Origin of the sequence: Pseudomonas sp. 9Ag, from assembly GCF_902506445.1 — a bacterium.
Lineage (GTDB): Bacteria > Pseudomonadota > Gammaproteobacteria > Pseudomonadales > Pseudomonadaceae > Stutzerimonas > Stutzerimonas stutzeri_AB.
In genome coordinates, this window is record NZ_LR733836.1 from 801,804 (window position 1) to 814,759 (window position 12,956).

At 61.6% G+C, this 12,956-nt stretch carries 12 protein-coding genes; 3 read left to right on the forward strand and 9 right to left on the reverse strand.

The window, feature by feature from the left end:
- Positions 1-117 precede the first annotated feature (117 nt).
- Positions 118-1,944, forward strand: a complete 1,827-nt coding sequence (locus ALTERO38_RS03660) for a diguanylate cyclase (RefSeq protein WP_159967313.1) — start codon at positions 118-120, stop codon at positions 1,942-1,944.
- Positions 1,945-2,000: 56 nt separating this feature from the next.
- Here ALTERO38_RS03660 and ALTERO38_RS03665 read toward each other — a convergent pair whose 3' ends face one another.
- Positions 2,001-2,903, reverse strand: coding sequence for a LysR family transcriptional regulator (locus ALTERO38_RS03665; RefSeq protein ID WP_159967314.1), 903 nt, complete (start codon positions 2,901-2,903; stop codon positions 2,001-2,003).
- 111 nt (positions 2,904-3,014) lie between these two features.
- Here ALTERO38_RS03665 and ALTERO38_RS03670 point away from each other — a divergent pair, with 111 nt between their 5' ends.
- The gene (locus ALTERO38_RS03670; protein WP_159967315.1) at positions 3,015-3,443 is read left to right on the forward strand and encodes a VOC family protein; all 429 of its coding nucleotides are present in this window, start codon (positions 3,015-3,017) and stop codon (positions 3,441-3,443) included.
- On the forward strand, positions 3,440-4,027 hold the full coding sequence (locus tag ALTERO38_RS03675) for a glutathione S-transferase family protein (RefSeq protein WP_148924451.1): 588 nt from the start codon (positions 3,440-3,442) through the stop codon (positions 4,025-4,027). Before ALTERO38_RS03670 ends, ALTERO38_RS03675 begins: the two co-directional genes overlap by 4 nt.
- Positions 4,028-4,090: 63 nt before the next feature.
- Here the strand turns inward: ALTERO38_RS03675 and ALTERO38_RS03680 are convergent, their stop codons facing one another.
- The 8 genes from ALTERO38_RS03680 to ALTERO38_RS03715 form a co-directional block, all read right to left on the reverse strand.
- Entirely contained in the window at positions 4,091-5,359 is a 1,269-nt protein-coding gene (locus ALTERO38_RS03680) for a carbohydrate porin (RefSeq protein ID WP_148924452.1), read from the reverse strand.
- A 163-nt stretch (positions 5,360-5,522) separates the two neighbouring features.
- The gene (locus ALTERO38_RS03685) at positions 5,523-7,655 is read right to left on the reverse strand and encodes a PQQ-dependent dehydrogenase, methanol/ethanol family (RefSeq protein ID WP_148924453.1); all 2,133 of its coding nucleotides are present in this window, start codon (positions 7,653-7,655) and stop codon (positions 5,523-5,525) included.
- A gap of 380 nt (positions 7,656-8,035) precedes the next feature.
- Complete coding sequence (locus tag ALTERO38_RS03690) at positions 8,036-8,803, reverse strand: lipoate--protein ligase (protein ID WP_102838032.1); 768 nt, start codon at positions 8,801-8,803, stop codon at positions 8,036-8,038.
- Positions 8,800-9,501 (reverse strand): 2-oxo acid dehydrogenase subunit E2, encoded by a 702-nt coding sequence (locus ALTERO38_RS03695; RefSeq protein WP_159967316.1) that lies wholly within the window; start codon positions 9,499-9,501, stop codon positions 8,800-8,802. Before ALTERO38_RS03695 ends, ALTERO38_RS03690 begins: the two co-directional genes overlap by 4 nt.
- Before the next feature lie 2 nt (positions 9,502-9,503).
- A complete protein-coding gene (locus ALTERO38_RS03700; RefSeq protein ID WP_159967317.1) occupies positions 9,504-9,737 on the reverse strand; it encodes a lipoyl domain-containing protein in 234 nt (77 codons plus the stop codon).
- A 5-nt stretch (positions 9,738-9,742) separates the two neighbouring features.
- Positions 9,743-10,765 (reverse strand): alpha-ketoacid dehydrogenase subunit beta, encoded by a 1,023-nt coding sequence (locus ALTERO38_RS03705; protein ID WP_159967318.1) that lies wholly within the window; start codon positions 10,763-10,765, stop codon positions 9,743-9,745.
- A gap of 13 nt (positions 10,766-10,778) precedes the next feature.
- Complete coding sequence (locus ALTERO38_RS03710) at positions 10,779-11,849, reverse strand: 2,3-butanediol dehydrogenase (protein ID WP_159969625.1); 1,071 nt, start codon at positions 11,847-11,849, stop codon at positions 10,779-10,781.
- Positions 11,850-11,947: 98 nt separating this feature from the next.
- A complete protein-coding gene (locus tag ALTERO38_RS03715) occupies positions 11,948-12,937 on the reverse strand; it encodes a thiamine pyrophosphate-dependent dehydrogenase E1 component subunit alpha (RefSeq protein WP_159967319.1) in 990 nt (329 codons plus the stop codon).
- Between the last annotated feature and the right edge of the window lie 19 nt (positions 12,938-12,956).

The following is a 12,956-nucleotide window of genomic DNA, read 5'->3' on the forward strand; positions in this document are numbered from 1 at the left end:
TGCTGTGGTTGCGTTCGCAGCTATCAAGCTGCGCGGAGATCGGTCGATATCAGACCGAGAGGTCGTATCGCATGAGCCACCACTCGCATCCTCCCTTTTCCGAGCGCGTCAGCCAACATGCAGCGACTTCTGGTTTGCCTTGTATGCGTGTTTGCCCTGTCAGTCTTGGGGTGGGGTAGCGCCAATTCCTATGCGTTACCCATAACCGACCTTTCAACCGCGCAGTCTCTCGACAACCGGGATATCAACCTCGAGTATTTGATTGCGCTTGATTCCGAAACCTTTAGCGCAGTAGCCGGCGCCGCCTATGCGGGTGCATGGCAATCAAACGAAAAACCGACCCTCAACATCGGCTACCAGCCAGCGGGGGCATGGGTGCGTTTTCACCTCGTCAATCCCAGCCAGGACGCGGTGCGGCGTTTGCTCCTGATCGACTGGAGCTTTGAAAGAGTCGAAGCGCGAGTGCTGGACCGGGCCAGCGGTGGCTGGTCGGAGGTGGTTAGCACCGGCAGTACTGTCACCCCGTCAGAACGGGCTCTCAAGAGTCCAGTACTGGTTTTGCCTCTCACGCTGCCGCCCGGTGCAGCTGAGGTTTACCTGCGTTTGCAGGCAACGCAGCCCATGGTTCTTCCCATTCGGCTCATCGACCTGGCCGCGTTCAATCTGGAAGAGCGTAACGAGAACCTGCGTATGGGCGCTTTCTTTGGCGCCATGCTGGTCATGATGCTGTACAACGCCTCGCTTTTTATATTCACCAGAGACCGGTCGTATATCTCCTACTGCTGGTATCTGGCGTCGGCCGCGTTCTATGTCGCAAGCGAGTATGGCTACGGTCCGTACTTCCTTTGGTCAGACTGGCAATGGTTCGCCCAACGCTCGAACTTCCTCTCCGTCAGCTTGGCATTCCTAGCAGCAGGTCTTTTCGAACGGCAGTTTCTGAACCTCAAGGGTGAAGGCGGCTGGGTTCTGCGTCTGAGCAATCTGGTGATTGCTTACTGGAGTGTCGCCGCGCTGGTATCTGTCGTTAACCCCTGGGCCATGGGCTACCTCTATATCGAGCACGGCGGCTTCATTACCTGTGTACTGGCCTTATCAATCGCTTTCCTCGTCTGGTTGCGGGGTAATGCCTCTGCAGGTTTCTTCCTCGTCGCGTGGTCAGGGCTGGTTGCGACCACGCTGTGCCTCACGTTGGCAATGGCAGGCTTGATTCCCATGAGCAGCTACGTGCGTTCCGCTCAACTGATGGGCTTCGTACTGGAATTCCTGCTTCTATCCATCGCGTTGGCCGATCGTATCAACCGAGAAAAAGCCTCCCGTTTGCGCGCCCAGAAAGCGCTGTTGATCGCGCAGGAGCAAGCCAATGCACTGCTCGAAGACCGAGTCGCTTCGAGAACGCACCAGTTGGAGCAAGCTAATCAGGAGCTTCGTCGGTTAAGCAGCACCGATCCGCTCACTGGCGTCAGCAATCGGCGCGGCTTCGAGGAACGGGTGAGCGCCTCGATCGAGCGGGGCCGTGCGGAAGGCCAGTGTCTCGCCTTCCTGCTGCTCGACATCGACCACTTCAAGCGTATCAATGACCAGTACGGTCATGGTGTGGGGGACGAATGTCTCGCTGTGCTGGGCGCTACGCTTGCGACGTTCAGTCGACGCGATAACGAGTTTGCGGCTCGTCTTGGCGGAGAGGAGTTTGCGGTAATTTTCTACGGCATGAGTGCACCTAGTGCGGAGGCCATTGCCGAAAAGATTCGGGTCGCTGTGGCTGAGCTGGAGCTTGAACTGCCTGCCAGTTCTATTCGCTTTTCGGTCAGCATCGGCGTCGCTGCCTGGATTCCCACGACGGGCGACAGCCCGCTAACCTACGCCAAAGCTGCCGACGAGGCCCTGTATCGAGCGAAAGCGCAAGGGCGCAATCAAGTTTGTCTGGCGCTTAGTGAGTACGCATGAATAGCAGGGCTCGCTGCGAGAGGAGTCCACTGCAGCTAACCGGCTGAACGCAGCCTTTATCTCTCATCCGGCCCCGGCATCACGCGCTCCAACCGCGGACACGCCCATTCAACGAATGCCCGCACCCTAGGCGACAGCTGCAAGGCGTGGGGGTAGACCAGTTGGATCGGCAGGTCCTCTGGCTCGTAATCCCGAAGAAGTCTCACCAGGCGACCGTCAGCCAGTTCATCGGCGACCTGATAGTGCATCAGCCGTGTGATGCCCACGCCCTGTATACAAGCCAGGCTGGCAGCGCGGATCTGGTTGCAGGTCAGACGTGGGGTGATTTCTTCGGCCTGTTCCTTTTCACCGTGGCGGTAGTACCAGTGACGTCCCTGGCCGGCGAAGGCGATGCAGGCGTGGTCCTCGAGGGCGGCCGGTGTGTCGATGGCCGGGGCGATGCTCAGGTAGTCAGGGCTGGCACAGGTGACCAGACGGGTGCTGCCGATTTGCCGGGCGACCATGGCTGAGTCGGGCAGGTGGCCGATGCGCAGCGCGAGGTCGAGGCGCTCGTCGAGCAGCGGGACGATCTGGTCGCTCAGGTTCAGCTCGACTCGAATCTCTGCGTGTTCCTTGAGAAATTCGTTCACCAGCGGTGCGACATAACGCTGACCGAACTCCATCGGCGCGGTGATGCGCAGCAGGCCGCGAACGGCACCGTCGCTGGCCTCCAGGCGCTGCTCCATGTCGGCGAAGTCCGCCAGCATGCGACGGCTCCAGGCGAGATATTCCGTGCCTTCGTCAGTAAGCGCCATGCGTCGAGTGCTGCGGTTCAGCAGGCGCACGCCGAGCTGGCGCTCCAGCCCAGCCAGCGAGCGCACCACTGATGCCACCGACTGCCCGGTCGCCCCAGCCGCCGAGCTCAAACTGCCGTTGTCGACAATCCTCACGAAATTGGCCATCGCCTTAAGCTTGTCCATTGCTACCTTCGATTAGTGCGGTTGCTGCATAGATGTTGTCAGGGTGGCGGCATAGGTGAAAACCGCTTTCCGGTTGAGACTGCAGGGAGTGAGGTCTTTGGAGTTTCGCACATGAATCAGTCAGCCAGTCCCGCTCGCATTGTCGCCTATGACCACATCGGCATTCGTGTCAGCGACAGGCCGCGCGCGATGGCCTTCTACCAGGCGCTGGGCTTCGTCGAGAGCGCGAGCTTTCCGCTGTTCGAGGCGAATGAAATGCTCAGCCCGGATGGCGTGCGCATCAACCTGATATTCAATGGCGCGCGTGCTCATGACTCGCACAACGTGCTGTTGGATGCGCCGGTCAAGCGGCCCGGTATGACTCATCCGGCCTTTATCGTCGATGACCTGGAGGCTCTTCAAGGCTGGCTGGACCAGCAAGGCATCGTCATTACCGAGGGGCCGCATCCAATCGGTCCACGACGGATCGCGCTGTTCATTCGCGACCCCGACGGCAACGTTCTTGAATTCAATCAGCTCATCGAAGGAGGTGCGCAATGAAACTGTACGACCTGGGTCCGTCCGGCAATTGCTACAAGGTGCGGCTGTTCGCAGCGCTGGCAAACATCGATTTGGGGCTGATAGCCGTCGATTTTCTCAATGGCGAACACAAGAGGCCGCCACTTTCCGAACTGAACCCGCTGAGGCAATTACCCATTCTGGATGACGCCGGGCATGTCGTTCGCGACTCGCAGGCCATTCTGGTTTATCTCGCGGGCGCTTATGGCGGCCTGGCGTGGTGGCCGGACAATCCCCGCGGGCAGGCGGAGATCGTGCAATGGCTGTCCTTCACCGCCAACGAGATCCAGCAGAGCCTGAATGCAGCGCGGCTGGTGCAGAAGTTCGGTTATCCACTGGACAAGGCCGCGGCGCTGGCGAAGGCACCGGAAGTGCTCCAACAACTGGACGACCATCTGCAGCACAACGACTGGCTGGCGCTCGACCGGCCCACCATCGCCGATTGTGCGGTTTACCCCTATGTGGTGCTGGCACCGGAGGGCGATGTGGATCTCACGCCGTATAGCCACGTGGCGGACTGGATGAAGCGATTGGAAGCGTTGCCGGGCTATCTGCCCAAGCCCTGACCCTGCAGCAGCGCTGACTGCACAGGCGACCCGATAGCGCGGGTCGCCGTTCGCGCTATGGGTTCAGAAGCTGACCACCGTCTTCAGACCCATGACTACCACGTCCTGCGCCTCTTCGAAGCCGCCGGGCTGGTGGAAGTATTGGACGTTCGGCGTCAGCGAGAGCGCGGGCGTCAGGGCGACGCGGTAGTAGAGTTCCGTGGGGTATTCCACGTTCGGCACCGGCTCGCCCTGTTCGCGCAGGTGCTTGCGGGCGTCGTCGTTGATTTCCAGGCGGCCGAGGCCCAGGCCGAGCTCGTCATTCGGGCGCGAGGCGAAGGGGGCAGAGAGGATGCCGCCAACCTGCCAGATGCGCTCGATATAGGTCACGTCCGGGTCGGACTGGATGAAGTTGGCGAACAGCTTCAAGCGTCGCTCGGCCACCGCGCTGCTCTGCCAGAGCTGCTGTTCGGCCATCAGATAGCCGCCGGTGGCCTTGTCGTGTTCGGCGGCTGGCGCGCCGGAAAGCGCCATCGGCCGGCCGGCAGCGTCACGGTAGATGTCCTCGAAATCGCCGGTATTGCGCCAGAGGCCCAGACGGTAGGCGCCGGGTTGGCCGGCGAAGGTCGGTGTCCAGCCCAGCTCGGCAACCGCGTGGTAGCCGGTGGTGCCCGACGGGCTGCCGAAATTCAGGCCCTGCTCGCGCTCGGTGAAACGCGGGTTGACCTGATAAAGCGCCGTCTGCAGCGACCACTCTTGGTCCAGCTGGTAACGCGCGGTGGCGCCCCACTGGCTGATCGGCCAGGTGAACCAGTTCGGCGTGACATAACCGGGCACCGTGCCGCAGAAGCCGAGGTTCTGAAACGGGCAGGCGAAGGGGAATATCTCGCCGCTCATGGGCAGGCGGCCGAGCTTTATCAGCAGGCGGTCGTCCAGCAGCGCCTGCTGGTAATAGAACTGCACCAGCCGGGTGACGCTGCCGTAGCCGTGGATTTCCTGGGGTTGCAGCAGGACGCCGAGATCGGCCTCGGCGTTGAGGTTCTCGCCGTTGCGGTTGACTACGCTGAAGCGGAAACCAGCGCCGGACCAGCCGAGCAGTTTCTCCAGGTCCAGCGCGGCATCGAACATCAGCTGATCGGAGTAGGTGCCGGTGTGGTCATCGCCGCCCTGGGTGTTCCAGGCCAGTTCGTTGACGTAGGTGATCTGCAGGTCGACGCCGGCCTCATGCAGACGGGTGCGACTGCCGTTCCAGTCGCCGAAGAGGAACTGATCGGGTGAATACTCGGCCGCGTGGGCAGAAGTGAACAGGCAGGCGGCGAGAACGCCGCTGCCGAAGCGCAGGCTTGTTGTCATTGTTCTGATCCTTCGGATGTAACTGTGCGGGTGCAGCGAATACCGTTAGCCGCAATGCGTGTGGGCATTCACGGTATTCGCGTGCGTTTCTGCTCAGTGGTAACGCCTGGCTATGTAGGCGTTATTGGTTCAAGTGCTTAGTTGGCGATTGGACGTGGCCGGCTTAATGTCCTCCGCCAGACTTCACACCATCGCGCGCTTGCCGACGAACGAAATGGCGAATGCTCTCCAGCTCTGCATCCGTCAGGTCCGGGAATTTGGGCATGCCGTTGGCAAGTAACGCCCCACCGCGCACAACACTCTCGAACGCTTTCTCACTGCCTTTGAGCAATATCGGCGACTCCCGCAGATCGGGTGCTTTCATACCCGCTACAGCTCCGGCGCCGTGACAGCCAACACAGAGGTTTTCCGCAAAGACACCCGCGCCTGCCTCGGCCTTTTTGGCGTCGACCTCGAACTTCTCGTCAATAATTGGCTTGGCAAGTTGCGGTGCAGGCTGTTCAGGAACAACCGCTTTTCCATCTAGCGAAAAGGTCATGATGCGGCGTTCATGCACACCATATTTCCAGCCGTGGCTTTCAAATCCCAGTTCACCGGAGCCGCCGAAGTTGGAGGCCAGTGCACCACCAGGACCCACGAGCAGGGAAACCATCTGCTTGCCATCCAGCTTGTAAGTAATCGGTGGCGCAGAGATACCGAGGCCTACGTCATAGGACCAAAGTTCATCACCAGTGCGGGCATCGTAGGCTTTGAGCATTCCATCAGGCTGGCCCTGGAAAACCAGGTTGCCGGCTGTGGTCAAGGTTCCGCCACCCCATGGGCTCTTCTGATTTACTTGCCACACACGCTTGTTGTTAACCGGGTCCCAGGCCTGTAGGGAACCGCGTGACTCGTGTGGGTCCTTGGTCAGTTCCCAACCGGTCAGCCCCAGGTAAAGTTTGTGGTTCGCCATCTTGTGGCCAGGCTTCGTGTTCTTGCCGTCGTCCTTGAAGGTGTTGCCCAGATGGTTGGTGGGGATAAAGGCAAGATTCAACTCGGGGTTATAGGACATTGCATGCCACGAGTGAGCGCCGAATGCCGACGGATAGATATTCTTCTCGCCATCGGGATACCTGGCGTCTTCCGCAACAATATGGCGCTGTTCTTTCAAGTCATACTTGGTAGACCAGTTAGCGTCTACGAACTTTTCAGCGGACAGGACCTTACCGTTCGAGCGGTCAATCGTATAGAAAAAGCCGTTCTTCGGCGCATGCAATAGAGCATCAACATCCTTGCCATCGATCTTCAGATCGGCCAGCACGATGTCCATGTTTGAGTTGTAGTCCCAGGTGTCACCGGGTGCAGTCTGAACATGCCATTTGTATTCGCCTGTATCCGCATCTACAGCCACGAGAGAGCACAGGAACAAGTTATCGCCACCCTCTGGACTACGCACCTTGATATTCCATGGCCCACCGTTACCTGTACCGAAGATGAGCTGGTTGTATTTCTCGTCGTAAGTCCAGCCATGCCAGGCATTTCCGCCCCCGCCGTTTTCCCACCACCGGCCAGTCCAGGTCTTGGCAGCCATCTCCTGAGCAGCATCCTCGAATCCATCGGCAGGGTTGCCAGGCACGATATGAAAACGCCAGACCTGTTTGCCCGTTTCGGCATCATAGGCGGTCACATAACCACGCATCGGGCCAAGTTCTGTTCCACCATTGCCTACAAATACTTTGCCGTCGAAGGCCTTGGGATGGCCTGTGATATTCAACGGCTGGTCGTGATCGAAGGTTCGGGTCTGCCAGACTTCCTTGCCGTCTTTTCTGTTGATCGCAATCAGACGGCCGTCCCAAGTGGCTATGAATAGTTTGTCACCGTAGGTTGAAAGGCCGCGGTTATGCTTCCAGAAGACTTTCTTCATGTTGTTGTCGATGATCTCTTTGGAAACTTGCGGATCGTATTCCCAAAGCATCTTGCCCGTGCGTGCATCGAACGCACGTGTTCTGTTCATTTCGCCAACGTAGTACATGACCCCATCGACGACCAAAGGTGTTCCTACAATATCGGAGCGATCCGGCAGCGGCGCGTACCATTCAGGCTTGAGCCCGCTGACGTTGTTTACGTTGATGTCTTTGAGGGGGCTGAATCGCTGTTCTGAGTGTGTTCGCCCGTAAGCCAGCCAATCAGTGGTGTTCGATTCGTCAGACAGTTCCTTGTCGGTAATGACTCTGTCTGATGCGTGCAGTGGCGTGACCGCAAGAAGCGAGGCCGCCATGATTATCTGTACCCTTAAACTCGACAGTTTGAATATCATTTTTGTTATTTCCTTGTATGGGGTTGTTTCTCGTTTCAGGCATTCCTTAAACGAGCGTCCGCTGCTAAAGCTCTTCTGATATTTGTTTTATTGGCGAAGCGGCTTCCACTGCTGCGCGCTGTAATGGCTAGCAACATGGATGTGCGTATATCACTGCTTTTGGATTAGTTATTTAAACTTCTATAACTAGAAATCCGGTTTGGTTGCGTTTGGGTTGCCAGCGCTAATGACGGTAGCGTCGCTGCGGTAACGCTCCGCAGAGAGTCGCAGTACATCGTCCTAGCAGGGTGTTGCTGCGTTGGAGCGGGTAAGGGGTGGGGTGGCTCATGGTGTTCCTCCGATGCATGGCCGGCCCGGATGGCCTGCCGTGTTGTTTTTATTCAAAGCAAGGGGGAGTGCCGTCCGGCGGCGAGGCCTTCGGGCGGATAAGTGCTGGCGCGGGCGCCGAGTTCCAGGCCCTGCCAGGCGAGTACGCGCTGGTAGCACTCGGGCAGGGATGTGGCGGTGGCCCAGGCATCGGCCAGTCGCTCGGCGAGCGCCAGATGGCTTTCGGCCTGGCAGCGCAGGTCGCTGGCGCAGGCGTGGTAGAAGCGGTTCACCACGTCAGCCATGGGTTCGCGCCAGTCCTCGATCAGCAGCGCGGCGTGCGCCAGCACCACCGGGCGTCCATCGCGGCTGCGCCGCCAGCGTTGGGCGGTGCCGGCCAGCTTGCGGCCCTCCAGCGTGAGGTTGAAGCGGCCGTCGCAGAATGCACCCGGCACCGCGCCCACACCGGCCTTGAGGCCGTTCTCCGCCAGCCACAGCGCCAGGGGCTCGAGCAGCCGCTGGTAGGCGATGTCGATGCGGTTGCCGGGCTCGTCGCCGCTAGGCAGCGCACAGGCCAGGGCAATGTTGAGCACGGCAGAGGATTGCGGCACCGGCTCGCCGCCCGTGTCGCGCAGCAGGATCGGCCAGCCCTGCGCCGCGCAGCGCTGGCTGGCCAGGGCGAAACCGGGCCGGCGCTCGAAACTGCCGGGCATCACCAGCGCCTGACCGGTCGGCCGCCAGAGCAGCAGCTGGCAGTCGAACAGGCCGTCACAGACGCGCTGCAGCAAGGCCCGCTCGGCATTCAGGCCGGCACCCACGCTGAACCGGGCGATGCCGTTCATGCCGCATACTCCTCGATACGCCGGCACAGATCATCGAGAAACGCTGCGGCGGGCGAGCCATTGACGGCGCGGTGATCGAAGGTCAGGGACAGGCCCATCCACTCGACTTCCACCAGTTCGCCGCTGGGCCCGAGTTCCAACCGCCGCTGAATGCCGCCGACACCCAGGATCGCCACTTGCGGTGGATTGAGGATCGGCGTGAAGTGGTGCACCCGTGACAGCCCCAGGTTGGAGACGGTAAAGGTGGCGCCGGTCAGCTCCTTGACCGACAGCTTGCCGGCCAGGGCCTTGTCTACCAGCGCCTTGCGCGCCAGGCACAGGCTTTCGCCGTCCAGCTGTTCGGCGTCGAACAGCGCCGGGGCGACCAGCAGGTCGCCCGGCAGCGGGATGGCGAGGCCCAGATGCACCGCCACGTGCTGGTGGATCACGTCGTCCTCCAGCGTGGCATTGAGCCCGGGATGGGCCTGCAGCGTCTCGATTACCTTGAGCAGCAACAGGTCCTGCACGGACACCGCGCTGCCCGCGGCCTTCAGCTCGGCGCGACGGGCTTTGAGCGCATCTAGCCGACACTCGCTGTGGTGGGTCAGTTGCGCGGTGGTCTGCAGGCTTTCGTGCATCTTCGCCGCAATCATCTTACGCATGCCCTTGAGCGGCACCCGTTCAGGTGCGCGCTCGGGCAGATTCTCCAGTTGAGTCATGGCTATTGCACCTGGCCGATGACCGCGCCCTTGGCGATCACCGCGTCTTCTTCTTCGATGATTTTCAGTACGCCGGCGGCCGGTGCCTCGATCTCGAACTGGGCCTTTTCCGACATGACCTCGGCGACCAGGTCACCGGCGGCCACTTCGGCACCATCGCTGACCAGCCAGGAGGTGATCACCGCTTCGGCGTCGCCTTCCCAGAGGTCGTCTGCAATCACAATGGGGGTAGTCATAATTGTCATTCCTTATGCATGGCGTGATAGGCGGCCACGATCTTGTCCGCGTTGGGCAGCGCCCATTGCTCCATGACCGGGGTGAAGGGGATGGGGATGTCGGGGAAGGCCACGCGCTGCGGGCGCGCCTTGAGCATGCCGATGTCGTGCTCGACCACGCTGGCGATGATTTCGCCGCTGACGCCGAAGCTGTGGTAGTCCTCGTCGATCACGATCAGTCGGCCGGTTTTCTTCACCGAGGCGATGACGTGCTCACGGTCCAGCGGCACCAGGCTACGCAGGTCGATAACCTCGGCGCTGACGCCGTCCTTCTCCAGCTGCGCAGCCGCGCGCAGGGCGTGGTGTACACCGGCGCCGAGACTGACCAGGCTGACGTCGCGGCCTTCGCGCACGGTATTGGCCTTGCCGATCTCGACGATATAGGGCTCTTCCGGCACCGGCACGGTGGCGCCTTTCTCGGTGCCCAGCCAGCCCATGCCCTGCAGCGACTTGTGGAAGAGGTAGACCACCGGGTTGTCGTCGCGGATCGCCGCGGTCATCAGGCCCTTGGCGTCGTAGGCGTTGCTCGGCACCACCACCTTCATGCCCGGCAGGTGGGCGAAGGTGCCGTAGAGGCATTGCGAGTGCTGGGCGGCGTCCGAGTAGCCGGCGCCGGTGGAGGCCATCAGCACCATCGGCACCGGCACCTTGCCGCCGGAGAAGTAGGTGTTTTTGGCCATCAGGTTGTAGATGGCGTCCATGCAGACGCCGAAGAAGTCGACGAACATCAGCTCGACGATCGGCCGCATGCCGTCCGAGGCAGCGCCGACGGCGGCACCTATAAAGGCGGTTTCGGAAATCGGCGTGTCGCGGATGCGTGTCTTGCCGAATTCCTCGTAGAGCCCGCGGGTGTTGCCGAACACACCGCCGAGCTGGCCGATGTCCTCGCCCATCACGAATACGGTCGGGTCCAGGCGCATCTCCTGCGCCACGGCGGTGGCCATGGCGCGGGCAACGGTGAGTTTTTTATCGGTTGTTGCAGTGGTCATGAGTCTCTCCTGTTCAGCCGGCCAGCGCGCTGGGACTGACGATGATCTTGACGTTGCGGTCCTTGTGGTTGGCCAGCTCCTCGAAGCCCTGCTCGAGGATGTCGTCCAGGCCGATGCGACCGGTGATCAGCGGGGTGACATCAATGCGGCCGTCGGTGATCAGCGCGATGACATCGGCGAATTCGCCGGCGTAGGCGAGCGAGCCGATCACCTGTTTCTCGGTAGCGACGATCTCGAAGAAGTTGAATTCCGAGGGTTCTTCGAAGATGCCGACCATCACGCAGCGACCGGCCTTGCGAATCACGTCGATGGCGAGCTTGGCGGTGGATTTGTGGCCGATGCATTCGAAGGAGACGCCGGCGCCGTAGCCGCCGGTGAGCGCCTTGATTTCGGCGATGGCGTCACACTCGCTGGGGTCGATGACCTGGTTGGCACCCACTTCAAGGGCCTTGGCCTTGCGCGCGGCGGACATTTCCAGGGCAATCACCTGGCCGGCACCGGCGGCCTTGGCGCACATGATGGTGCACAGGCCGATGGTGCCGGCGCCGACCACCACCACGGTTTCGCCAAGCAGGCTGCCAGCCTTCTTCACCGCGTGCATACCCACCGCCAGTGGCTCGATCAGCGCGCCGGCTTCCATTGGGAATCCCTCCGGCAGGCGGTAGAGCAGCTCGGCCGGCACATTGACCAGTTCGGCGAAGGCCCCGTTGTTCATCAAGCCGGTGAAGGCCAGCTGTTCGCAGAGGTTGTACTGGCCGGTCTTGCAGAAGCGGCATTGGCCGCAGTGTTGGCAAGCGTCGGCGGCGACCTTGTCGCCTGGCGCGTAACCCTCGACGCCTTCGCCGGTGGCGACGATCTCGCCGCAGAACTCGTGGCCGAGGATGCATTGACCCTTGATGCCAGTGAGCGGGTGCGGCGCATCCACCGGAATGAACACCGGGCCGGCGAGGTATTCGTGCAGGTCGGAACCGCAGATCCCGCACCAGTGCACGCGGATCTGCACCCAGCCCGGTTGTGGCGCACCCGGCAGGGCGACTTGCTCCAGGCGGATGTCCTTGCGACCGTGCCAGACGGCGGCGGTCATGGTGGCTTGGCTATTCATGGTGGTGTTCCTCCTGTTGCTCTGCTGTGTCCGCGTTTCGCGAGCAGGCTCGCTTCTGCGGTCTTCGGGATTGACCTGCGCTACACGAACACCTTCTCTAGCGCCTCTTCCGGGCGCGGGTAGGGGCTTTCGCGGGCGAACTGCACGGCCTCGTCGATGCGTCCGCGGGCGCGTGCGGCGATGTCTTCGGCCTGCGCTTCGCTCATCACGCCCTCGTCGATCAGGCGCTGGCGGTAGCCGGGGATCGGGTCTTTTTTCATCAGGCCGTCCTTCTCGCCTTCGGGGCGGTAGGTTTCGCCGTCGCCCATGAAGTGGCCGGCCAGGCGATAGGTCTCGATCTCGATCAGGGTCGGGCCGCCTCCGGCACGGGCGCGCTCGATGGCTTCACCCGCGGCGCGGAACACGCCGTCCGGGTCATTGTTCTCGACGAACACACCGGGCATGCCGTAGGCCGCGGCGCGCACGTGGTGCTGCTTGATGCAGGTGGCGCTGGCCTTGGCTACCGAGATGCCCCAGGCGTTGTCCTCGATGACGAACACCACCGGCAGCTTCCACAGCGCGGCGAGGTTCAGCGTTTCGTGGAAGGCGCCTTGGTTGGCCGCGCCCTCGCCGATAAAGGACACGGCCACGCCGGGCTTGCCCTGCATCTGCCGCGACAGCGCCGCGCCGACCGCAGGGCCCATGCCTTCGGCGATGATCCCGGAGCAGGAGAAATTCACCCGGCCATCGAACAAGTGCATGTGCCCGCCGCGGCCGCCGGAGAGGCCGGTGGCCTTGCCGAAGATCTCGGCCATCATCTCGTTGAGGTCCACGCCCTTGGCCACGGCGATGTGGTGCGGGCGGTGGGTGGCGGTGACGATGTCCGCTGGCTTGAGGTGCGCGCAGACGCCCACCGCACAGGGCTCCTGGCCGTTGGAAAGGTGCATCTCGCCGGGGATCGGCCCCTTGGCCATGTTGAACACCGGCGTCTTGCCTTCCATGTAGATGCGCTCGATGGATTCCTCCATGTAGCGGCTGGTCAGCATCTGCTCATACATCCACAGGCGCTGCGAGTTGTTGGGCTGGGTCATGGGTGGACTCCCTTGTAGT

Bases quoted from the DNA above. Each gene is read 5' to 3' on its own strand.
- ALTERO38_RS03660 (WP_159967313.1), top strand. From the start codon at position 118: ATGCAGCGACTTCTGGTTTGCCTTGTATGCGTGTTTGCCCTGTCAGTC.
- ALTERO38_RS03690 (WP_102838032.1), bottom strand. From the start codon at position 8,803: ATGAACGGCATCGCCCGGTTCAGCGTGGGTGCCGGCCTGAATGCCGAG.
- ALTERO38_RS03715 (WP_159967319.1), bottom strand. From the start codon at position 12,937: ATGACCCAGCCCAACAACTCGCAGCGCCTGTGGATGTATGAGCAGATG.
- ALTERO38_RS03685 (WP_148924453.1), bottom strand. From the start codon at position 7,655: ATGATATTCAAACTGTCGAGTTTAAGGGTACAGATAATCATGGCGGCC.
- ALTERO38_RS03670 (WP_159967315.1), top strand. From the start codon at position 3,015: ATGAATCAGTCAGCCAGTCCCGCTCGCATTGTCGCCTATGACCACATC.
- ALTERO38_RS03705 (WP_159967318.1), bottom strand. From the start codon at position 10,765: ATGACCACTGCAACAACCGATAAAAAACTCACCGTTGCCCGCGCCATG.
- ALTERO38_RS03665 (WP_159967314.1), bottom strand. From the start codon at position 2,903: ATGGACAAGCTTAAGGCGATGGCCAATTTCGTGAGGATTGTCGACAAC.
- ALTERO38_RS03680 (WP_148924452.1), bottom strand. From the start codon at position 5,359: ATGACAACAAGCCTGCGCTTCGGCAGCGGCGTTCTCGCCGCCTGCCTG.
- ALTERO38_RS03675 (WP_148924451.1), top strand. From the start codon at position 3,440: ATGAAACTGTACGACCTGGGTCCGTCCGGCAATTGCTACAAGGTGCGG.
- ALTERO38_RS03700 (WP_159967317.1), bottom strand. From the start codon at position 9,737: ATGACTACCCCCATTGTGATTGCAGACGACCTCTGGGAAGGCGACGCC.
- ALTERO38_RS03695 (WP_159967316.1), bottom strand. From the start codon at position 9,501: ATGACTCAACTGGAGAATCTGCCCGAGCGCGCACCTGAACGGGTGCCG.
- ALTERO38_RS03710 (WP_159969625.1), bottom strand. From the start codon at position 11,849: ATGACCGCCGCCGTCTGGCACGGTCGCAAGGACATCCGCCTGGAGCAA.